This window comes from Leifsonia sp. PARNA 1/14 (assembly GCF_055720965.1).
The window spans coordinates 699,609-721,361 of sequence record NZ_JBVQSP010000002.1; the positions used below are offsets into that span (position 1 = coordinate 699,609).

The 21,753-nt window shown below is 69.9% G+C and carries 19 protein-coding genes and 1 tRNA gene; 9 read left to right on the forward strand and 11 right to left on the reverse strand.

All coding sequences use genetic code 11. The features are described 5' to 3' along the window. The 5 genes from AC0HS0_RS08475 to AC0HS0_RS08495 form a co-directional block, all read right to left on the reverse strand. Window positions 1-748 (reverse strand): extracellular solute-binding protein (locus AC0HS0_RS08475; RefSeq protein ID WP_472963128.1); only part of this gene is annotated, 748 nt, incomplete at its 3' end. Continuing rightward, on the reverse strand, window positions 745-1,680 hold the full coding sequence (locus AC0HS0_RS08480) for a BadF/BadG/BcrA/BcrD ATPase family protein (RefSeq protein WP_472963129.1): 936 nt from the start codon (window positions 1,678-1,680) through the stop codon (window positions 745-747). The genes AC0HS0_RS08475 and AC0HS0_RS08480, both read right to left, overlap by 4 nt. Window positions 1,681-1,805: 125 nt before the next feature. Next, a complete protein-coding gene (locus AC0HS0_RS08485) occupies window positions 1,806-3,026 on the reverse strand; it encodes an ROK family protein (protein ID WP_472963132.1) in 1,221 nt (406 codons plus the stop codon). Window positions 3,027-3,098: 72 nt separating this feature from the next. After that, on the reverse strand, window positions 3,099-3,938 hold the full coding sequence (locus AC0HS0_RS08490; RefSeq protein WP_472963134.1) for an HAD-IIB family hydrolase: 840 nt from the start codon (window positions 3,936-3,938) through the stop codon (window positions 3,099-3,101). A gap of 66 nt (window positions 3,939-4,004) precedes the next feature. After that, window positions 4,005-4,769 carry an SDR family oxidoreductase gene (locus tag AC0HS0_RS08495; RefSeq protein ID WP_472963136.1) on the reverse strand — a complete coding sequence of 255 codons (765 nt, stop codon included), beginning with the start codon at window positions 4,767-4,769 and terminating at the stop codon, window positions 4,005-4,007. A 151-nt stretch (window positions 4,770-4,920) separates the two neighbouring features. Here AC0HS0_RS08495 and AC0HS0_RS08500 point away from each other — a divergent pair, with 151 nt between their 5' ends. From AC0HS0_RS08500 to AC0HS0_RS08535, 8 genes are all read left to right on the forward strand, one after another. Further along, window positions 4,921-5,376 carry a sigma-70 family RNA polymerase sigma factor family protein gene (locus AC0HS0_RS08500; RefSeq protein ID WP_472963137.1) on the forward strand — a complete coding sequence of 152 codons (456 nt, stop codon included), beginning with the start codon at window positions 4,921-4,923 and terminating at the stop codon, window positions 5,374-5,376. Between the two features lie 49 nt (window positions 5,377-5,425). Beyond that, on the forward strand, window positions 5,426-7,165 hold the full coding sequence (locus AC0HS0_RS08505) for an FAD-dependent oxidoreductase (protein ID WP_472963139.1): 1,740 nt from the start codon (window positions 5,426-5,428) through the stop codon (window positions 7,163-7,165). 263 nt (window positions 7,166-7,428) lie between these two features. Next, a complete protein-coding gene (locus AC0HS0_RS08510) occupies window positions 7,429-8,844 on the forward strand; it encodes a DHA2 family efflux MFS transporter permease subunit (RefSeq protein ID WP_472963142.1) in 1,416 nt (471 codons plus the stop codon). Between the two features lie 41 nt (window positions 8,845-8,885). Then, window positions 8,886-9,641 (forward strand): SDR family oxidoreductase, encoded by a 756-nt coding sequence (locus AC0HS0_RS08515; protein WP_472963145.1) that lies wholly within the window; start codon window positions 8,886-8,888, stop codon window positions 9,639-9,641. 10 nt (window positions 9,642-9,651) lie between these two features. Next, window positions 9,652-10,572, forward strand: coding sequence for an RNA polymerase sigma-70 factor (locus AC0HS0_RS08520; RefSeq protein ID WP_472963148.1), 921 nt, complete (start codon window positions 9,652-9,654; stop codon window positions 10,570-10,572). Window positions 10,573-10,627: 55 nt separating this feature from the next. Further along, entirely contained in the window at window positions 10,628-11,986 is a 1,359-nt protein-coding gene (locus AC0HS0_RS08525) for an NAD(P)/FAD-dependent oxidoreductase (RefSeq protein ID WP_472963151.1), read from the forward strand. After that, entirely contained in the window at window positions 11,986-13,599 is a 1,614-nt protein-coding gene (qcrB, locus tag AC0HS0_RS08530; RefSeq protein WP_472963153.1) for a cytochrome bc1 complex cytochrome b subunit, read from the forward strand. The genes AC0HS0_RS08525 and qcrB overlap by 1 nt, the downstream gene beginning before the upstream one ends. Beyond that, window positions 13,565-13,951: a hypothetical protein gene (locus tag AC0HS0_RS08535; protein WP_472963155.1), complete on the forward strand. Its 387-nt coding sequence runs from the start codon at window positions 13,565-13,567 to the stop codon at window positions 13,949-13,951. Before qcrB ends, AC0HS0_RS08535 begins: the two co-directional genes overlap by 35 nt. Here the strand turns inward: AC0HS0_RS08535 and AC0HS0_RS08540 are convergent. From AC0HS0_RS08540 to AC0HS0_RS08565, 6 genes are all read right to left on the reverse strand, one after another. Next, window positions 13,948-15,825, reverse strand: coding sequence for a DUF2207 domain-containing protein (locus tag AC0HS0_RS08540; RefSeq protein WP_472963158.1), 1,878 nt, complete (start codon window positions 15,823-15,825; stop codon window positions 13,948-13,950). The genes AC0HS0_RS08535 and AC0HS0_RS08540 overlap by 4 nt on opposite strands. Window positions 15,826-16,609: 784 nt before the next feature. Beyond that, the gene (locus tag AC0HS0_RS08545; protein ID WP_472963160.1) at window positions 16,610-17,335 is read right to left on the reverse strand and encodes a hypothetical protein; all 726 of its coding nucleotides are present in this window, start codon (window positions 17,333-17,335) and stop codon (window positions 16,610-16,612) included. Window positions 17,336-18,046: 711 nt separating this feature from the next. After that, window positions 18,047-18,117, reverse strand: a tRNA-Gly gene (locus AC0HS0_RS08550). A gap of 228 nt (window positions 18,118-18,345) precedes the next feature. Further along, window positions 18,346-19,941 carry a carboxylesterase/lipase family protein gene (locus tag AC0HS0_RS08555; RefSeq protein ID WP_472963161.1) on the reverse strand — a complete coding sequence of 532 codons (1,596 nt, stop codon included), beginning with the start codon at window positions 19,939-19,941 and terminating at the stop codon, window positions 18,346-18,348. 203 nt (window positions 19,942-20,144) lie between these two features. Next, on the reverse strand, window positions 20,145-20,660 hold the full coding sequence (locus AC0HS0_RS08560) for a DUF6611 family protein (protein ID WP_472963163.1): 516 nt from the start codon (window positions 20,658-20,660) through the stop codon (window positions 20,145-20,147). Then, the gene (locus tag AC0HS0_RS08565; RefSeq protein ID WP_472963165.1) at window positions 20,657-21,217 is read right to left on the reverse strand and encodes a hypothetical protein; all 561 of its coding nucleotides are present in this window, start codon (window positions 21,215-21,217) and stop codon (window positions 20,657-20,659) included. Before AC0HS0_RS08565 ends, AC0HS0_RS08560 begins: the two co-directional genes overlap by 4 nt. 428 nt (window positions 21,218-21,645) lie before the next feature. On the opposite strand from AC0HS0_RS08565, the gene kdpF reads away from it, so the two are divergent. Next, entirely contained in the window at window positions 21,646-21,735 is a 90-nt protein-coding gene (gene kdpF, locus AC0HS0_RS08570; RefSeq protein ID WP_440743354.1) for a K(+)-transporting ATPase subunit F, read from the forward strand. Window positions 21,736-21,753 lie beyond the last annotated feature (18 nt).

Here is a 21,753-nt window from a genome sequence, read left to right on the forward strand (position 1 = left end):
ACTTCTTCATGAACTCCAGGGCCTGGACTCCGGCGCCCTTGTTGATGTCGAGCTTGCCGCTCGAGTCGGTGAACTGGCCTCCGAAGGCGCCGAGCAGCTCGGCGTAGTCGCAGACGAGGGCCTCGGCCTGCGACCAGCTCCACGCGATGGGGTACTGCACGACCCCGGCGTCCTTGAGCTTCTTCGCGACGGCGAGTACGCCGTCCCAGGTCTTCACGTCGTCAGGTCCGGCGCCGACCTTGGCGAGCATGTCCTTGTTGTAGAAGAACAGCTTCGTGGAGGGGCCCCACGGCACGCCGTAGTACTTGCCCTTGTACTCGGCGCTGCTGAGCGCGCCGCCGAGCATGTCCGACTTCCAGCTCGATGGGAAGTTCTTCGTCACGTCGGTGATGATTCCCTTGGAGGCGAACTCCGCCGGCCAGATCACGTCGAGGTGGACGACGTCGTAGGTGCCGGCGGGCGCCGAGGTGACGATCTTGTCGTGCAGCGCCTCGTACGCGACGAACGTCGGCTTGACCGTGATCTTCGGGTTCTTCGCCTCGAAGTCCTTGATCATCGCGTTGACGTCGGACTCCGAATAGCCCGCCTGCTTCATGAACAGTGCGTTGATCGTTCCGGTGCCGTCGCCTTGGCTGCCGCCGCCGGAACTGGCTCCCGTCACGCTGCAGGCGCTGAGGGCGAGCGCGGCCACGGCCGCGAGCCCGACGCCGGCGAGCGTTCGACGTCGCCGAGGGGATGTGATTCTCATGGCTTCCTCCGTGATGGTGTTGATGGTGCGAAGGGGACAGCGTCGGCCGCCTCCGAGAGTCGCCGGGCCATCGCCAGCGCGCCCTCCACAGGGGGCGCGGCGAGCAGGTGGACGGCGTGTCCGAGTCCGCGGGCGCGCAGGCGCTCACGGAACGCCCGCAGCAGGCGGGGCTGGTGGGTGATGACGCCGCCCGCGCAGACCACGTGCTCGCCGACGGCTCCGTGCCGGTGGACGAGCTGAACGCTGCGGGCGAGCTCGTCGGCCGCCTGGTCGATGACCCGCGCCGCACGCGGGCTGCCCGCGTCGGCGGCGGCGAAGACGAGCGGTGCTGCTGCTCCCCAGCGCGTGATCCGTGGGTGGACGGTCAGGGCGTTCGACAGGCCGACGACGTCGTCGACGGCGAAGTGGGAGAACAGCGCGTCGGCGAGCTGGTCGAGTCGCTCCCGCTCGTCGACGGCGTCGAAGAGCGAGCGGACGGCGTCGCGGACGAGCGCGGGCGCGCTGCCCGGGTCGTTGAGGATGTAGCCGTAGCCTCCCGCGGTCACCGGGCTGCCGTCGGCGCGCCGTCCGACGACCTTGGAGCCGGTGCCGGCGATGACGGCGATGGCCTCGTCGAAGCCGGCGGCCGGTCCGAGGAGCTCGACGTCGTTGACGGTCCAGGTGCGTCCGGGACGGGCGTCCTCGAGCGCCGACTGGAAGGCGAGGGCCTGCGCGTCGCTGTCGAGTCCGTGCGCGCCGACGGCCAGAGCGGCCTCGTCGGCCCCGGGGAGGCCGCTGAAGAGTGCCAGCAGACGCGTGACGCTGGCCCGCGAGTCCAGCCGGCCGTCCACTTGCCACTCGGCCGTGGGCACGGAGCTGTCGAGGAGCGTGACGCCGTCGGATTCGGCGCGGACGTGCGTCTTCGTGCCGCCGATGTCGATTCCAACGATCACCCGTCGCTCCTTGTCGCCATTGCCAGGAACTTCATCCGATCGGGTCGATTACTTCTTTCTGATCGGAGTGAGAAGAAGTTGGAATGACACTAGAAGCCGCACCCGCCGTCTGTCAAGAGCCGCGGTCAGAAGTCGATGTACGCGAACCCGTTCACTTCGGCCGCGGCCAGTTCGGCGATGCCCAGCAGGACGCCGTCCTCGCGATGGGTGGCCGCCGCCACGCGCGGCACCCGGATGATCCGGCCGCGGAGCCGCTGCTCGATCTCGGGGATCACCGTCGCGTCGTCGCCGGCGAAGCTGCTGCCGAACACGACCAGCTCCGGGTCGAGCACGATGACGAGCGCGGCCACCGCGATCGCGACCATGTCGAGGATCTCGTCGGCCATCTCCCTGGCGTCGGTGTCACCGGTGCGGGCGAGCTCGAAGACGTCCTCGGCGGTGAGGGTGCCGGAGGCCGGCAGCGCCATGCCGCGCGCCACCGCGCGCCGGGTCAGCGCGAGCGAACCGATGCGGTCTTCGAGGTCGCCGTGCTCGTCGTACGACCGCTCCAGCGAGGAGCGCTCCATCAGCAGGTAGCCGATCTCGCCGGCCTCCGCCCGTGCCCCGCGGTACAGCTCGCCGTTGGTGATGATCCCGGCGCCGAGGCCGTTCTCGAGGAAGATGGCGACGAGGCTCGAGAGGCCCTTGCCCGTGCCCGCGTGCAACTCGCCGAAGGCAAGGGCGTTCGCGTCGTTCTCGACCACGATCGGCACGGAGGTCCGCTCGCGCAGCAGGGTGCCGAACGGCACGCCGGTCCAGCCGAACTCCGGCATCGTGCCGACGACGCCGTCGGGCTGCTGCACGACGCCGGGCACGGCGATGCCCGCGGCCAGACAGGGTGTGCCGAGCGAGTCGGCGGTGGAGATCAGCTCGTCGAAGAGTCCGAACACCCGATCCAGCTGAGCCTGCTGGTCGGCGAGCCGGTCGGCCTCCGGAGCCTCTTTGCCCGCCCGGGGCCCGAGGTCGATGGTGCGGCGGAAGGCGACGGTGCCGTCGAAGTCGACGAGGATGCCCGTCACGACGTCGGCCCGCAGCTGGATCGCCGCGACCAGGCGCGAGCTGCCCGCGTAGCGCAGCAGCACGGAAGGCCGGCCGCCGCGCGAGGGCTCCTGCCCGGCGGCGACGACGAGGCCCTCGTCGACGAGAGTGGCGGTGAGCCGGTTGATGGTCGCGGGGGCGAGCCCCGTCATCGCGCCGAGCTGCTGCCGCGACAGCGGCCCGGAGGCACGGAGCGCCTCGATGATGGCGGTCTGGTTGACGCGTGCGAGCGTGCTCGTCGTCGCCGTGCCCCCTGTGCGTCGTGCCACCAGAACACCTTCCGTCGTAGCTCGGGAGAACTTTACTATCCGTCTGGAAGGAACGGCGCGTGCGGTGTCCGACTATGTCCGGAACGGGGCTGTCGTCGGGAAGTGCTTGCGCAGCATCACGCCGATGCCGTCCTCGTCGTTGGAGAGGGTGCGCTCGATCCTCGGGCTCGCGTCGAGACCCTTCGACGCGTTCGCCATCAGGACCCCGACGCCGGCGTTCTCGAGCAGCTCCAGGTCGGAGAGACTGTCGCCGAAGGCGATGACGTCGCGGAGCTCATGGCCGAGATGCCTCGCCAGTGCGGTGACCGCCGGAAGCTTGACTGCGTGGGAGGAGATGATCTCGATGACGTGCGGCACGCGGTGGATGAACGCGTCGGCTCCCACCTCGCGCAGCGGGCCCTCGAGAGCGTCGAGCGCCGCGCCGTCGCCGCGGAACATCACCTTGAAGACGGCGCGGGATGGGAGCGCGCCCGCCCGCACGCCGTCGGCGCCGACCGCGGACGGCCACACCGAGGTGTTCCTGGCCTCCCGGAGGCCCCAGTAGTCCAGCCGGTTCACGAACCAGTCGTCGCGCGTGTAGACGCCGATGTGGACGTCCGCCGCCGCGGCGAGCTCGAGGAACCGCGCGGTCGCCTCGTCGTCGATCGGGGTCTCGGACAGCGTCGTGAAGCCGCCGTCGGCCTCCCGCGCCCAGACGAGCGCCCCTCCGTAGGTGGCGTACGACGACCGGACGCCGACCTGCTCCTCGATCAGCGCCGTGGACTGCGGGCCGCGCGCGGTCACGAGGATGACGTGGACGCCCTCCGTCTCGGCGACCCGGCGGATCTCGGACGCCGTGAAGCCCGAGATGCGCTTGTCCGAGCCGATCAGGGTGCCGTCGATGTCGAGCGCCAGGATGCGCAGTCCGCTCACTCGACGACCTCCCGATCAGTTGGGCCCCTTCACCCTAGCGGGGCGTGACCCTAGCGGGGCGGGACCCTAGCGGGTCGCCGGCGGCGGGTTGTCGGGCAGCCAGTCCGCGAAGCGGGTCTCGACGATCGTCGCGTCCGGCCTCGGCAGCAGCATGTCGTCGGTGAGTCGCTGCCCGAAGTAGAGCGCGTCGGGATCGGCGACGACCATGCGCGGGTCGCCGCGGAAGGCCAGGCCGGTGCGGATCAGGTCGTCGAGCCCGAACTGCTCGGGTCCGGCGACCTCCACGGTCGCGTTCAGGGGTGCGCCGGCCGTGACCCGCGCGACCGTGGTCGCGACGTCCTCCGCGGCCATCGGGCGGATCTGCGCGTGCGACAGGTGGACCTCGTCACCGACGGTCGCCGACGCGGCGATGCTGGTCACGAACTCGAAGAACTGAGTGGCGTGGACCAGCGAGTACGGGATCCCGCTGCCCGTGATCAGCTTCTCCTGCGCGACCTTCGCCCGCATGTAGCCGCTGTCGGTCATCCGCTCGGCGCCCACGACGGACAGGGCGACGTAGTGGCCGACGCCCGCCTTCCTCGCCGCGGCGATGATGTTGGTGGTCGCCGTGGTGAAGAACGCCATCACGTCGTCGTCGGCGAACGACGGCGAGTTCGAGACGTCGAGCACCGTGGAGGCGCCGGTGAGCGCCTCGTCGAGGCCGGTGCCCGTGATGGTGTCGACCCCTGAGTTCGGCGAGGCCGCGACGGCGTCGTGGCCGTGCTTGGTGAGTTTGCGGACGACCTTGGACCCGATCAGGCCCGTGCCTCCGATGACGACGATTCTGGACATGCTGTTCCCTCTCCTGTCTTGTGCGCGAGAGCGCGACGTACGCAAGCTGTGACCGGCGCGCCACGCATTTCGTGACAGGGAGGTCACAAAACCTCACGCCGATCGGTCTCAGTAGGTGACGAAACACCACTGACCGGATGGAGGCAATCGGATGACCGCGATCGCACAGGGGACGAGACGGCGGACGATCGGCCCGGCTCTCGGACGATTCGGCTGGGCCGCCTGGGAGTGGCTCGCGCGGCCGCTCCACTACCGCGCGGTGCACCGGTTGCACATGGCGGCCGAGACCGGAGACAGGGAGCGGCTGCGCGCGATGCTGGCGCCGACCGTTTCGGTCGTCGTGGACTCCGGGAGCGGCGACGCCTCGGGCGTCCGGGTGATCCAGGGTGTCGCGAACGCGACGGTGGTGCTCGAACACGGCTTCGCCCGGGCCGACGGCGTGCTGGTCGACGAGCGGTCGGTCAACAGCCAGGCAGGCTTGATCATCAGCCGCGCCGGAGCCCCGATCGCCTCCGTCGCCGTCGACTTCACCGGTCGGCTCGTCTCGGTGGTCTGGGTGCGCCTGCACCCCGTGGGGCGCCGGCACTGGAACAGCGTCTACGCGTGAGCGGACTCGAGCAGAACGAACGCGAGCACAGAGGAAGAGGTAAGACCCGATGAACGGCAGTACGAAGCACGAGCGCAGGATCTCGACGTCGGTCCTGGTGATCGGCTCGGGAGGTTCGGGATTGCGGGCCGCGATCGAGGTGGCCCAGCGGGGAGGCGACGTGCTCGTCGTCGGCAAGCGGCCCCGGGCGGACGCCCACACCTCCCTCGCTGCCGGCGGGATCAACGCGGCGCTGGCGACCATGGATCCCGAGGACTCCTGGCAGCAGCACGCGGCCGACACGCTCAAGGAGGGCTACCTCCTGGGCGACCCGCGGACCGTCGAGATCGTGACCCGCGAGGCGCGCCGCGGCATCGAGGACCTCGAGCGCTACGGAATGAACTTCGCCCGCGAGGGCGACGGCAGGATCTCGCAGCGGTTCTTCGGCGCGCACACCTACCGGCGCACGGCCTTCGCCGGCGACTACACCGGCCTCGAGCTCCAGCGCACCCTGCTGCGGGAGGCCGACCGCTCCGGGGTGCGCATCATGGACTCGGTCTACATCACACGGGTGCTCACCGACGAGAACGTGGTGTTCGGCGCCTACGGTTTCGACATCGAGACCGGGGAGCGGTACGTCTTCCTCGCGGACGCGGTCATCCTCGCCGCGGGAGGCCACAATCGCGTCTGGCGCAGTTCGTCCTCCCGCCGCGACGAGAACACCGGCGACTCCTGGCGGCTCGCGTTCGACGCCGGCGCGCGCATCCGCGACGCCGAGCTCGTCCAGTTCCACCCGTCCGGGCTGCTCGAGCCGGCCGACGCCGCCGGCACTCTCGTGTCGGAGGCCGCCCGCGGCGAAGGCGGGATCCTCCGGAACGCGCTCGGCGAGCGCTTCATGTCGCGCTACGACCCGGAACGGATGGAGCTGTCGACGCGAGACCGGGTGGCGCTCGCCGCGTACACGGAGATCGCCGAGGGCCGTGGCACGCCACGGGGAGGCGTGTGGCTCGACGTGTCGCACCTCCCGCGCGAGACGATCATGACGCGGCTCCCGCGGGTCTACCACACCCTCCTCGAGCTGCAGATGGTCGACATCACCCGCGACCCGATCGAGATCGCGCCCACTGCGCACTACTCGATGGGCGGCGTCTGGGTGCGGCCGGAGGACCACAGCACCGACGTGGAAGGGCTGTACGCGATCGGGGAGGCCTCCAGCGGGCTGCACGGCGCCAACCGGCTCGGCGGCAACTCGCTCATCGAGCTGCTGGTCTACGGGCGCCTCGTCGGCGAGGCCGCGTACCGGCACTCGACGGGACTGCACCGTGTGGGTCGTTCCCCGCGAGCGCTGGCCGAGGCCCGGGAGGAGCTGGACGCCGTCCTGGCGGCCGACGGCGAGGAGAACGTGCGGGTGCTGCAGCGCGCGGTGCGCGACACCATGACCGCGCATGCCGGCGTGGTGCGCGACGAGGCCGGACTGCGCGCGGGGCTCGCTGCCCTCGCCGCGGTCGCCGAACGGGAGGCCGGCATCGGTGTCCACCCAGACATCGCGGGCTTCGCGGACGTCGCCCACGCGTTCGACCTGCGGGCGAGCCTGCTCGCGGCACGCGCCACGATCGACGGAGCGCTCGCCCGCCGGGAGACGCGCGGCGCGCACAACCGAGCGGACTTCCCGGCGCTCGATCCGGCCCTCCGCGTCAACTTCGTCTGGTCGGGCCCAGGCCAGGTGGAGGCCGAGCCGATCCCGTCGATCCCGGACGAGATCGCCGAGCGCATGCACGAGGTGACGGCGGCGGGCAAGCTCGTGGAGTGAGCGAGGACGCCCGCGCGCCCGTGTGAACCGACGCGTCCGGTGGCGGGTGGGACCAGCCGTGGTCTGCTTGGCGCTGCCCCCAGGGGAGGGACCGCCTGAAACCCAGTGCTCCCGCTCTTACCTCGCGGCTCGACCGGACGCGTCGACAGCTCGGACAGCCCACATCGTAGAACTGTGACGGCCTGCGCGGTATCCGTCACATCCGGGAGGGCCGGCCGGTCAGAGCAGGAGTCGGGACGAGCCCGCACGATCGGAGAAGAAGCATGTCCACCCGCACTACCGCGCTGCAGCGCACCGTTCTCGCCGTCGCCGTGCTGGCCACGTTCATCGCCTTCCTCGACGGCAGCGTGGTGAACGTGGCGCTGCCCGCGATCGGTCGTGAGCTCGGCGGCGGCCTGGCCGGGCAGCAGTGGGTCGTCGACGCGTACCTGCTGACCCTCGGGTCGGTCATCCTGCTCGCGGGCTCGCTCTCCGACCTGTACGGCCGCAGGCGCGTGCTGCTCTGGGGGCTCCTGGGTTTCGGCATCGCGTCGATCGCGTGCGCCGCCGCGCCCACCGTGGAGGTGCTGGTCCTGGCCCGCGGCGTGCAGGGCGTCGCCGGGGCGCTCCTGGTGCCGAGCTCGCTCGCGCTCATCCTGAGCACGTTCCGGGGCGCAGCGCAGGCCCGCGCCATCGGTGTCTGGACCGCGATCACGAGCCTCGCGAGCATCGCCGGCCCGGTCATCGGCGGCGTGCTGGTCGACACGCTGTCGTGGCGCTGGGTCTTCGCGATCAACCTCCTGCCGATCGCCGTGGCGCTCGTGCTCGTGCGCGCGCTGCCGGCCGACGCCGCGCGAGCCGCAGGCGCCCGGGTGGACTGGGCCGGCGCCCTGCTCGGCGTCGCCGGCCTCGGCCTCCCCGTCTTCGCGCTCATCGAGAGCGGGAGGTTCGGCTGGGGGTCGCCGGTGATCTGGGGCGCGATGGCGCTCGGCGCCTCGTGCCTCATCGTGTTCGTGCTCTGGGAGCGACGGGTGGCCTCCCCGATGCTGCCTCTCGCGATCTTCCGCGAGCGCGACTTCTCGGTGGGCAACGTGGCGACGGCGTTCATCTACGGCGGCGTCGCGGTCGGCACTTTCGCGCTGGCGCTGTTCCTGCAGCAGGGCGCCGGCTACAGCGCCACGGCGGCCGGCTTCGCGATGATGCCCTCCAGCATCCTGCTGATCGCGCTCGCCGCGGTGTTCGGGCGGTTGAGCGGCAAGGTCGGCCCGCGGCTGCTGATGGCGGTCGGTCCGGCCGTCGCAGGGGTCGGCTTCCTGCTGATGCTGCGGATCACCCCGCAGGCCGACTTCCTCACCGAGGTGCTCCCCGCGGTCTGCGCGTTCGGGCTCGGGATGGCGATCACCGTCGCGCCCTTGACCGCCACGGTTCTCGGCGCGGTCGACTCCGGCCGGGCGGGGATCGCCTCTGCGGTGAACAACGCCGTTTCGCGCGTCGCCGGCCTGATCGCGGTCGCCCTCGCCGGGTCGGTTGGCGGGGCGACCCTCCAGGTGGAGGGCTTCCACACCCTCGTCTTCGGCGCAGCGCTCGCCCTGTTCACGGGAGCGGCCGTGTCCGCAGCGGGCATCCGCAACCCGCGGCCGGCGCCCGTCGCGACCGTTTCGCGCGAATCGGTCACACTCGGCCGGCGTCATCTGTCGTAGCTGGTGAGGCGCGACCGCGCCGCTCCAACGAAGGGAAACGCATGAAGATCGTCGTCATCGGCGGAACCGGCCTGATCGGTCGCCCGCTCGTCGAGCAACTCCGCCAGGCCGGCCACGAGGTCGTCCCGGCCTCCCCGTCGACCGGCGTCGACACCGTGACCGGGGTAGGCGTCGACGCGGCGCTCGCCGGCGCCGACGTGGTCGTCGATGTGCCCAACTCCCCATCGTTCGACGACGGCCCGGTGCTGGAGTTCTTCGAACGCAGCACCGGCACGCTCGTCGAGGCCGAGAAGCGCGCGGGGGTCGGCCACCACGTCGTGCTGTCGATCGTGGGCGCCGACCGGATGCCCGACATCGGCTACATGCGGGCCAAGGTGCGGCAGGAGGACATCGTGAAGGGCAGCGGGGTGCCGTACTCGATCGTGCGCGCGACGCAGTTCTTCGAGTTCCTCCCGGCTCTCGCGGAAGGCGGCGCGGCCGGTGACATCATCACGCTGTCTCCGGTGCTCATGCAGCCGATCGCCGCCGCCGACGTGTCGCAGGCGCTCGCCGCCGTCGCCGTCGCCGAGCCCGCCGATGCGTTCGTGGAGCTCGCGGGACCGGAGCCGCTGCGCCTCGCCGAGGCGGCGAAGGCCATCCTCGACAGCCGCGGCGACACCCGCGAGATCATCGTGGACGAGTCGGTCGGCTACTTCGGCGGGACCGTGACCGACGAGTCGCTCGTCCCCGGGCACGACCCGAAGGCGGCCGCGCAGCTGCGTGGCGCGACCTCCCTCGAGGACTGGATTCGCCGCTAGCATCGAAGCCATGTCGCAACCCGATGCCACGGCCGACGAACCGAGCGAGGCGGACCGCCGCGACGATCTCGCCTCCGCTGTCGCGACCTTCGCCGAGGTCCGTCCGCGGCTGTTCGGCATCGCCTACCGGATGCTCGGCACCGTCGCGGACGCCGAAGACATCGTGCAGGACACCTGGCTGCGCTGGCAGGCCTACGACCGCTCGACCGTGCGCGAGCCGGCCGCGTTCCTGGCCACCGCCACGACACGCCTCGCGATGAACGCGGCGACCTCCGCCCGGGCGCAGCGCGAGACCTACATCGGGCCCTGGCTCCCGGAGCCCGTCGACACCTCCCAGGACCCCACCCTCGGCGCCGAGCGCGGCGAAGCCCTGAGCTTCGCCGTGCTCGTGCTGCTCGAGAAGCTGTCGCCCGCCGAGCGTGCGGCCTACGTGCTGCGCGAGGCGTTCGACTATCCGTACGCCGAGATCGCCCGGATCGTGGAGACGAGCGAGCAGTCCGCCCGGCAGCTCGTCAGCAGGGCGCGCAAGCACCTCGCGGCCGAGCGGAAGTCCCGAGCCGTAGCGGACGGTGAGCGGATGCGCCTCCTGACGGCGTTCATGGCGGCGGCCGAGCAGGGCGACATGGCGGCGCTCGAGAAGCTGTTCGCCGACGACGTCGTCTCGCTGTCCGACGGCGGCGGCGTCGTGCGCGCGACGCGCATCCCCGTCGTCGGCGCGGTCACGGTGGCCAAGTACATCCACGCGTTCGCCTCGCGGTTCTGGGAGGGATCGGACATGCACGTGACCGAGCTCAACGGCGAGCCGGCGATCGTGGCCACCCGCGACGGCGACGTCTTCGCCTACGTCACGGCCGACTTCGACGACGCCGGCATCCACCGCCTCTACTGGGTCCTCAACCCGAACAAGCTGGAGCACGTCACCGCAGCGTAGATGTCACAGAACGACCCCCTGTCCGGTCATAGCTGGTGAGGACAGGAGGTTCGTAATGCGTCGGATCCTCATCGTGGGCGGCGGGTACGCCGGGTTCTACACGGCCTGGGGCCTGGAGAAGAGACTCCGTGCCGAGGAGGCGGAGATCGTGGTGGTCGATCCGCGGCCGTACATGACCTATCAGCCGTTCCTGCCGGAGGTCGCTGCCGGCTCCATCGAGGCGCGTCACGCGGCGATCTCGCTGCGCAGCCACCTCCGCCGTTCGCGGCTCATCCACGGGCGGGTGGCCCGCATCGACCACGCGGCCCGTTCGGTGACCGTGGTGCCGGTGGACGGCGACGAGTTCGCCCTCCCGTACGACACCCTCGTCGTGACGGCGGGCGCCGTCACCCGCACCTTCCCCATCCCCGGCATCGCCGAGAACGCCATCGGCATGAAGCACGTCGAGGAGGCCGTCGCCATCCGCGACCGCCTGCTCGACGCCTTCGACCGGGCGGCCCTGCTCCCAGTGGGACCCGAGCGCTCGCGACTGCTCACCGTCACGTTCGTCGGCGGCGGCTTCTCGGGCGTGGAGGGGTTCGCCGAGCTGCTGTCGCTGGCGACCGCGCTGCTGAAGTCGTATCCCGAGCTGCGGTTCTCCGACCTGTCCTTCCACCTGGTGGAGGCGCGCGACCGCATCCTCCCCGAGGTCACCGATCGCCCCGGCGCGTGGGTCGTGCGCTCGCTCGTCGAGCGCGGCGCGCGCATCCATCTCGGGGCGCAGCTGCTGTCGGCGGAGGGCGGCCATATCGTCCTGTCGACCGGCGAGGAGTTCGACTCGCACACGATCGTCTGGACGGCGGGCAACGGGGCGAACCCCGTCGTCGCCAACCACACCGACCTGCCGCTGACGCCGCGCGGGTCCATCGTCGTGCGGCCCGACCTCCGGGTCGGCACGCCCGACGCCCCGGTGCCGGACGCGTGGGCGGCCGGGGACGACGCGGCGGTCCCCGATCTCGCGGTCGCGGCCGACGGCGCCCTCACGGTGCCGAACGCCCAGCACGCCGTGCGGCAGGGGAGGCTGCTCGCGAAGAACATCGTCGCCGACCTCCGCGGGGAGCGCCCGCGCGACTACGTCCACCACAGCCTCGGCGTCGTCGCCACCCTGGGCCTCGGCAAGGGCATCTTCCAATGGCGTGGGCTGGTGATCACCGGGTTCCTCGCCTGGGTGATGCACCGCGGGTACCACGTGCTCGCGATCCCCACCTGGGAGCGCAAGGTGCGGGTGCTGCTCGTCTGGGCGAGCGCGGTCGTCTTCGGCCGGGACATCGTGTCGCTGCTGTCGGTGCAGCATCCGCGTCGCGCGTTCGTCAGCGGGGCGGTGCCGGTCGGCGCTGAGCTCGTCGGCGCCGGTTCGCGCGAGGGAGGTGCCTGATGCCCGCCGATCGCCGGCCACGCCGGTCGCTCACCGAGTCGGTCGCCCGCGCGGCCCGCGAGTCCGGGGCCGGGCGCCGGCTCGCCGCCGGCCGCGCCGAGCTCGCCGGCCGCCGCGTCTCGCTGCACTGGTCGAACCTGTTCGGCGTCGTCGCCCTCGCGTGCGTCGTCGTGCTGTTCGTCACCGGCCTCCTGCTGATGTTCTGGTACGCGCCCTCGAGCCAGCGCGTCACCTACGAGGGCTCGTACGCCCCGCTCGTCGGCCAGGAGGCCTCGGCCGCCTACGTCTCGATCCTGCACACCTCGTTCGACATCCCCGGCGGCCTGCTCGTGCGGCAGGCGCATCACTGGGCCGCCCTCCTGCTGCCCGCCGCGATCATGATGCAGCTCGCGGTCGCCTTCTTCACCGGAGCCTTCCGCCGCCGCCGCGGCTCGTGGCTGGTGCTGTTCGGCCTGCTGATCGTCTCGCTGGCGGGAGGCTGGAGCGGCTACGCCCTCCCGGACGACATGCTCTCCGGCACGGGTCTGCGGATCTTCCAGGGCATCCTGCTGGGCATCCCCGTCGTGGGCACCTGGCTGTCGTGGCTGCTCTTCGGGGGCGAGTTCCCCGGGCGGATCATCGAGAACCTCTACCCCGTGCACATCGCCGTGGTCCCCGCCCTCCTGATCGGGCTGCTCTGGCTGCGTGCCCGGCTGGCCTCCCGTCAGGAGCCGACGCGCTACCCGGGCGAGGTCGGCGTGCCCGCGTACCCGAACGCGGCTGTGCGGGCCGGAGGCCTGTTCGCGATCGTCACCGGACTCCTCGTGCTGGTGGCGGCGACGGTCACGGTCGCGCCGGTGTGGCTGTTCGGCCCGTCGTCGCCCGGCGATGCGTCGGCCGGCAGCCAGCCCGACTGGTACACGGGCTTCCTCGACGGCGCGCTGCGGCTGGTGCCGCCGGGGTGGGAGGTCGTGTGGCTGGGCCGCACCTGGACGCTCGCGATCCTGGTGCCCCTCGCGGTCGTGGGCGTCTTCCTCCTCGCCGTCGCGGTCTATCCGTTCTTCGAGCAGTGGGTGCGCGGCCCCGGCAAGGACGACGCGCTGCTCGACCGACCGCGCAACGAGCCGACCCGCACCGCGCTCGGCGTCGCCGGCATCGTGTTCTACGGCGCACTGTGGGGCGCGGGTAGCGCCGACCTGCTGGCGACGCATTTCAGCATCGGCCTGGAGTCCGTGGTGCACGCGTTCCAGGCGTTGCTGGTGCTCGGTCCGGTGGCGGCGTTCTTCCTCACCCGGCGGGTCTGCCTCGCGCTGCAGAAGAAGGACAGGGGGCTGCTGCTCCACGGCTACGAGACCGGGCGGATCGTCCGCCTGCCCGGCGGCGAGTACGTCGAGATCCACGCGCCCGTGCCGGTGGAGGAGCGCGTGCAGCTCGGCGGCCCGCGAACCGTGCCATCGGTCGTCGTGCGGCCGGACGAGACCGGGAGGATCCGCACCTGGGACCGCCTTCGAGCCCGCCTCTCGCGGGCCTACTTCGAAGACCGGCTCGAACCGGCCCCGCTCGGGCGGATCGGCGCGGGCGCGGAGAGGGACCGGACCGATGAGGAGAGCGCTGAACGAGCGGGGGCGGCCTGAGCCCGACCGTCGTCTCGCCGCGGAGGTCCTGCGGGCCCTCCGGGCGAACGACGTCGAGCTGTTGATCCGTGTCATCGGGCCGCGTCCCCGCGTCGTCATCGACAGCGGTGACGAGGCGCGGAGGTGGTGCGCGGTGCTCGACGGCCGGGTGGCGCCCGCGGAGGCCGCCGCGCTGTGCTGGGAGCTGCGTTCGGTGAACGGCGGTCCAGGACTGGTCGGGAGCCGATCGGGGAGGGTGGTCGTCGTCGCCGTGCTCGCCGGGGTCGTCGGCGACGCGACAGACATCTGGGTCGTCGCGAACCCCGAAAAGCTCGAAAGGTGGAGCACGGGATCCGCGGACGGGCGGCTCTAGACGCCGCCTCCTCCTCCACCGCCGCCTCCGCCACCAGAGAACCCGCCGCCTCCCGTGCCGCCGAACGACGAACTGCTCGCCATCGTGGTGCTGGAGGAGATCCCGCTGACCATCTGCGAGAGCACCGCTGCGTTGAACGCGGTCTGGCCGGCGTACCAGCCCGGCGTCTGGCCGGTCTGCTCGTAGAACCTCCCGAGCTCGGCCAGCCACTTCTTCTCCTCGCCGAACAGCACGGCCCAGGGAAGCAGGCGTTCGTTGAGGTCGAGCATCTCGCGCGGATCGCCGACGGCGACCGGCACGCGCTCGGCGCCCTGCGGCGACTGCAGGTAGCGGATGCGGTCGGCCTCGGCGAGCTCGACGTACATGCGCAGCCCGTCCACGTACTCCCGGAGCGTCGTGCCCGTGCTGGTCAGGGGCGAGCGCGACAGGAGGACGGCGGTGACGACGAAGAGCACGACGGAGCCGAACAGGATCCCGAACGGCCATCCGCCTCCGAACACCCCGACGATGCAGAGAATCGCGCCGACGACGGCCAGCACGGTCGCGCCGAGGGCGGTGAAGAAGAGCGCCCGGATCGGGCTGCGCGGCCCGGCCGTTCGAGTGCCGAGCGTCGTCGTGTCCTTGTGCACCCGCTTCAGCAGCGACTGGATGGCGCGCGCGACGCGAGAGTTGGACGAGCCGAGTTCGAGGGTGTCTCCGGGCGCCAGCGGGTCGCCGAACAGAGCCTGCAGGAACCGCAGTTCGACGTCGGTCGGGTGCGGGTCGCGCAGCGCCTGCCGGCCCGTCGCCTCCGTCGAGACGAACTCGAGCGTGTAGGAGGAGCGGCCGAAGAAGCCCTTCGCAGCCTCCAGCACCCGTAGGCGGCCCGACACCGCGAGGTCGAGCGCCTGCGCCGGCACCGCCTTCTTCGTGAGCCCGGCGACGTCGGCCGCGAGCAGCAGTCCCTCCTTCGGCGGGACGTACTCGGGGATGATCGTGCCGCGCCCGGGAGCGTCGCGGAGTAGGCGCAGGTTCACGATGATCGCGCCGACCAGCGCCAGAAAGACGAAGAGGAAGCCGGCGACGGCCGCGTATCCCCAGCGCGTGTCGAACAGCCCGTCGGCGCGCGGGGTGAACGTGCCGGGGGCGAAGCCGATCGCGAACGTGAGGTTCTCATGCGGCCCGAGACGGTCTGCGCTGAAGCGGTACCCGTCGCCGGTGCGCTCGACGGTCGCCTTGGCGGTGGAGCCCTGCACACCCCGGTAGGCGGAGGCCTCCCCCTGCAGTGCGTCGGCCAGCCCCGGCCCGAGGTGCACGGCGGCGGTGACGCGGTCGAAGGGCTGCGCCCACTCGGTGCCGTTGGCGTCCCAGTAGAACTCGTCGTTGTCCGTGTCACCGAAGTAGCGCGTGACATTGGTCTGCCGGTAGGTGATCACGTAGGTCTGGTCGCCGTGCACGAAGTCGTTCGCCGCGATCGTCAGCGACAGGATCCCGCTATCGGACTCGCTCGTGTACGGACGCGGGGTGCCCTTCTCGTCGGTGACCGACACAACCCGCAGGTCGGTGGGGTGGCCGTCATAGTCCTCGACGAGCTCGCGCCGGATGCCGTGATTCTGGTCGGTCTCGGGGAACCGCGCTACGAGCGTCTCAACCGTGGTGAGCGTCGAGCGCCCCGCGGCGTCGCGACCCAGGCTGTAGTCGCCGTCGAAGCTCGCGAACGTGAAGTCGTCGACGCCGGTAGGGGCGACGGCGGTGACGGGTCTCTGGCCGGTGGACGCTGTCGCGCTCGCGGCTCCGCCGGCGATGACGAGTGCACACGCGGCCGTAGCGACCGCGCCCGCGATCAGCCTCCGGGCCCACCCGTGTGGCCGCCGGTCTCGTCCGCGGACTCCCACGTGCCCCGCCGTCCTCCGTCCTCCGGACGGTTCGCCTCGACCGCCGGCACTACCGGCGGCACCGGTCCCATCCTGACACGGAGGGGGCGGATGGAACTGCTCGACGGGTCCGGACATTACTGTCGAGTTCGCAGATAGATGACGCTAGTACGCCCTAGTTGTCGTGATTTTTTACTGGACGTCGCGATGGGCGCCCATCCTCGTTCGAAGCACTGATTCATTGATGTATTGGAGCTTGGCGAAAGTATCAACTCCGAGCTCGACCGCATTCGGGAGGTCTGCGAGCAACTCGAACGCCGGTGTTTCCTGAAGCCCGCGACCGCGGACTATCAGCCACGGCAAACCGAAGAGGTACGCGAGATCCGGGACTACCCGAAGCGCGAACTTGCGAGCTAACTCGCATTTTGCGCTGGTGCGACGAATGAGCCCAAGGTCAACGCCCAATTGTTCCATTTCGACAAGGGTTCGCCCGGACATCCAGGCGTTGAGCATCGCGCCCGCGACGCGAACTAGTTGCCTGTCGTTGAGGCGACTCCATTCCGCTCCAAGATCCGAAGGTGCGCCGCGGAAGATAGCCCGGCTGCCGGCTCTCGGGGTCGACTCAAGGATTGTGGGTCGCTCAGAGAACCGGCACGATCTATAGCCCTAACACCGGGGTTCTCTGCGGTGCGACGCTCGCTGCCGGCACGGCGCCATCCAGTTCGCCCGGAGCGGTGACCTTCACTGTCTCCGCTGGAAAGTAGGCGAGAGTGGGCACGATCGAGCTAACACGGTCGTGCCCGCCTCAACTTTCCGGCAGGATGTAGTCGGCGGTCTCGGTTACGTCCCACGTTAGCCAGGCGGTTGTCTCACACGTCCACCAGCTCGGTGCGATCGCTCGGCCCCGGTAAGCAAAGGCGAACCCGTCGATGCAGAAGACAGCTGAACGAGTCAGGTGGACGCGCGCGTAGTCCTCGCTGACCGCCCGCCAATCGACGTGGCCGGCATGATCGGCGCGATAACGGTCAGCGAAGGCGCACCAATCTGTGGCCGAACGAATAGCCAGTGTGTTTTCGGAACTTGGGCCAACTGACCATGCATGCCAGGGGCGGGGATGCTCAGCGGTGTTGTCTAACAGGTATGCAAACCACATCCCTGGGAAACTGGAACTCGCAGGCGATGTAAAGAACCCGCCCGATGGTTTCCCTCCCCAGCGTTCCGATCCGATCGACTGGAACGAGTCGGAAGACGGAGGTGAGGGTGGTGTTCGACCGGCCGAAATCCACAGATCGTGAACCGGTTCTTCGTCCACGTCGGACCACGGTTTCCACCAATCCGCGGGAAGACGCTCTGCTGCCCGCGCGTCGACGGTTCGCGGGTCGACATCCTCGGCCGCCAGCACCAAGCCCGCTTCCCCGGGCGCGTAGAGCGACTCAATGAACGCCAACGATGGTTCTAGCGACCGCAGGACCTGATCTGCCACTTCGCGCGCGGCAAGGGCGTAGGAGGTTCCCGCGTCCCAGCTCGTCAAGCGCGCGAGCCTCGCCGCGAAAGCGTCTATCAACACACGATCAGCCTGTCACGCCGGCAGGATCCCGCGGGCGTCCGAACCCGCGCGCCGCATTCAGATGGTCGGACCGAGGGCTTGCCGAGTGCCTTGCTCAAACCCGGGGTTTGTCAGCAAATTGGAGCCCGCCGCTTTCGCTGGCGTCGGTGCCGAAACTGTTGGTATCGCCAGCGTCGCTACGACAACTGCGACAACGATCGCCCACCAGGTCCTGGAGCGCGTCCTGGACCGTGCAACTAGATGCGTCATGCCTATCTCCTTCGGTAGGCCGGACAGCTGCCAAGAGTTCCATTGCTGTCCAGGCAGACCAGACGATATTGAAAGTCAAGACGCGCCAAGAGTCAGAGTCCACGCCGAGCAAATAGTGTTCGGATATGCCGTCCCTCATCTTCCAATCGCTTGACAAGCCTTCGATCATCTCCGCACTTGAGGCGACGAATACTGGCGGTAGCCTCAGCATCCTGGAAGCAGGGATGGACTCACATAGGCCAAATGTGGCTAAAATATGCCAACTTCGTTGAAATATGCCAACAAAACGCGAAAACAGCATCGTGGTTAACACGTACTTCGAGCTCTGAAGATGCGACAGATTGCGCGAACTGCGACATGTCTCGCGAACAGCGACAAGAATTCGCGGACTCGACAATTACCGGCGCCAGGCAGGTCGAACAACGGAGCGAGTGACGGGAATCGAACCCGCGCTATCAGCTTGGGAAGCTGAAGTTCTGCCATTGAACTACACTCGCGCGGCCCGGAATCCCAGATAAACACTGGGAAGTAGGGCTGCGGCCCAGACTACCCGCTCAATGGTTATTGGCCAAACTCACCGTTTACGCACCGCTTTGGAATTCGCAGCGTCTCCGACGGCGACGCTGCAGGTCCTCGGTGTTCGGGCCGCCTCAGAGCGAGCACGGGCGATGCCTCCCGGTATCGCCCGTGCTCGCTTCGGTCGGATGCATGCCGCGACGCGGCGGTCAGCCTGCCGCCCAGAATGCGCAGTGGTGCTCGGTGTACGCATGCGGGTCGATGGTCGATCGGGGCGTCGTCAGCGAGACCTGGAGTCCGGTGAAGTTGTACGGAGGCCAGAACAGCGCCCTGGTCGACGGGAAGCCGGCAGCGGCGAACCGGGTCCACGCCGCACGCATGGTCGAGGCGAGTCCCTGCTGGCTCGGGTCGAGCCCAGCGAAGTGCCCGTTCGGCAGATCGAACAGGTAAGGCAGCTCGGACCCGTGCGTCGCCAGCGCCGGCAGCCCCGGGATCAGAGCGGTGTCCTCGTTGAACTGGTAGGCGTAAGTCGGCACCCGTGTCGACGTCCATCTGTCGACCTGCAGTGCTGGGCAGGCGAACTCCGAGTCGGACACGAGCAGACTGAACGCCACATCGGGGGAGGGGTACGCGCTGAGCGGATACTCCCCGGCAATCGCCGCTGCGCGAGCGGCGGAGACGCCAAGGACCCCCTGGATGTTCTGCAGGTAGTTGGCCGGGTCCCGCGGCTGCGCGGGAACGAGGACGTTCCCCCCTCCGGCGACAGCGATACCGAGTCCGTCGGTGAAGAGCACTTCTTCGTCGTGGGTGATGCCGTTCATGACCGGTACCCGCGTGAAGCGCTGGTGGGCCAGGGCGGAGCCGATGGTCTCCGTGAGCACAGCGCCGTCGACAACGCCGGGGATCTCCACGCCGAAGTTGTTCACCAGGGCGCTCACGGGCGCGGCGCGCAGGCACGCGGCCACGTTGCTCGTGCAGCCGACCTTCGCGGCGAAGGCATTGCCCTCGGCCTCCGCCGTCGCCAGCGACTTCTGCGTCAGAGCGAAGGCGCCGCTCTGCACGATCGCTCGCTGGAACAGACCACGAGCGGTTGTCGATACGAGTTGCGCCAGCACCGAGAGACCGCCGGCGGACTGGCCCGCGATCGTCACATTACGCGCGTCGCCACCGAAGGCTCCGATGTTGTGTTGAACCCAGCGCAGCGCCGCCTGCTGGTCCATAAGACCGTAGTTGCCGGCAGCGCCGCCGCGCGAGGCGAGAGAGGCGTTCGCGAGGAAGCCGAGGGCGCCGAGCCGGTAGTTGATCGTCACGACGACGGCACCGGATGCGGCGAGCTTCGTTCCGTCGTAGTTCCGTGCGGCGTCCTGGGTCAGCCCTCCGCCATGGATCCACACGATCACCGGGAGCTTCGACCATGAGGTGGCCGCGGCGGCGGGGGCGTAGACGTTCAGGTAGAGGCAGTCTTCGCTCAGCACGCCGGGCGGGAATAACGCGTTGCCGACTGGTGACTGCGGGCAGCTCGGTGCGAACTGGGTCGCGTCCCGGAGCCCGTTCCATCCTGTCGGCGCTTGCGGGGGGCGCCAGCGTAGGTCGCCCGTGGGCGGCGCTGCGTACGGCAGCCCCTCGAACGTATTGACGCCGCCGTTCGTGAAGCCGCGGGCGGCGCCGCCGTCGACGCGCACGATCGGGTTCGCCGACACGGTGTGTGCGCTGGCGGGCGCGCTCACGGTGGCGATGCCCGCCGTCACCCCGAGAGCGAGGGCCGCGCACGCGGCGATACCTCGCAGTCGGCGGGAATGGGTCATGTTCATGGTCTTGTTCCAATTCTTCGATCAGCTCTACCCGGCTGCGGGGCAGGCGCTCGTGCAGGTATTCCGCGTCGGTCGGTCCCGCCTTCGCTAGCCCGAGCGTGGCCCGGTGAGGTTGTCGGTGAGACCCGTGGACACCCCTGGTCTCACTGCGGGCCATGCCGGGTCGCTGCGACGCCGGTGTCCGAGCGGCGGTCCCGTCAGCGCCGTTCGAGCGGGCGCGCGGCCTGGCTCGGCAACGCGTCGTAGATCTCGGCCCACTCCGCCTCGTAGGTCACCGGATCGACGGCACCCGACCTGCGCCGCGCATCCAGATCCTCGAGCCGGGCTGCAGCCGATCGAAGGAGGTGGACGTTGCCGAACTCCCGCACCTCGCCTCCGACGTACTCGGAGGCGACCGTCACCACCCGGCACCGTTCGCGCAGGTCACGGGTGAGGCGTGCTGTGACGAGGAAACCGGCGACGTAAGCGGTCAGCACGGTTGCCAGGCTGAGCACCGGGCCTTCGTCGCTGAGGAAGACGAGCGCGAACAGGCAGAGTATCGCTCCTCCGACCGGCCAGGCGTGGCTCAGGCGGAGCAGGCGACGCTGGCCGTGGGTGATGCCGGGCGGATACACCGTCAGGCGCACCCGCTGCCAGATGCCCCGGCTCGCAGGGGACACGTCGAGGGTGCCCCACAGGGCGCGTCGATCGAGCAGACGCCGCACGAGGCTCATCGCCCGCACCCGGCCGGCGTCCACGGATCCGGCACGGTGTCGTCGTGGAGATGGCGGCGATCCGGGTCGACCTGGCGCAGCAGGGCGGCGCCGCGGCACGGCACGGCGAGCAGATCGCCGACGCGCAGATCGGACACGAGCTCATCGACGAGCAGAGGCGCTGCCGTCTCGCCCGCCGGGTGGATACGCGCCCGGGAGTCGCAGGAGGTGGAGACCCGTCCGATCATCCGCAGCTCGTCGATGGCGACCGGTGAGTCGGTGACGCGGGCGTCGATCCACACGTCGATCGCGCCGTCCGCCGCCGTGGCGACCTGAGTCACGCGAGTGACGATGACGGAGGCGACCTCGGTGGCGGAGGGCATTCCGCCGGTGCCGGGGATGACCGCGGCCGCGGTGTGGACACACGGTGTCTCGCACCATTCGGCCAGGCGCGTCAGGGAGACACCGGCGACCGTGACGTCGGAGACGGAGGTGGTGGTGAACTCGGGCCAGAGATCGCGCCCGAGCGGGTTCGGCATCGAGGCGCGCAGCGAAGGGATGAGATGCGTCAGGGTCATGCGACACCTGCTGAATGAAGGATGTTCACAAGCGACGGTTCTACGCCGCCGACGGGGGCGTCGGTGCTCTCCTAACGGAACTCCGACGGGGAGCGGGCCGAAACCAACGGTTCGCGTACGCCCGCCTTGCGGCCAGCCAGCGCGCCGGGTCCGGTCCGGATCCGGCATTCTCGACGCGACCGCTCAGCGGGAAACCGTTAGGACTCGGGCCGGAGACGTAGGGATCCCGTTAGGACGCGGTTCCGGGCCGTCTCCGTCCACTTATATGAGTCAGTGGTTCCGGCAGAGTGCCGGGACCCCGCGTCTCGTCGAGTGGTCAGGCGCGGAAATCCGGATGGAGACATTCCCGTGTTGGACCTGATTTGCGTCGTGGGGATCATCGCGCTGGGCGCGATCGTCGCCCTGGTCGGCCGAGGGGTGGAGAAGCTGTGATCTTCTTCGACCTGCTCGCGGCGGCACTGGCCGTCGCTTCGATCGCGTACCTCGTGTACGCCCTTCTGAAGCCGGAGAAGTTCTAGTGACGTTCTGGCTGTTCG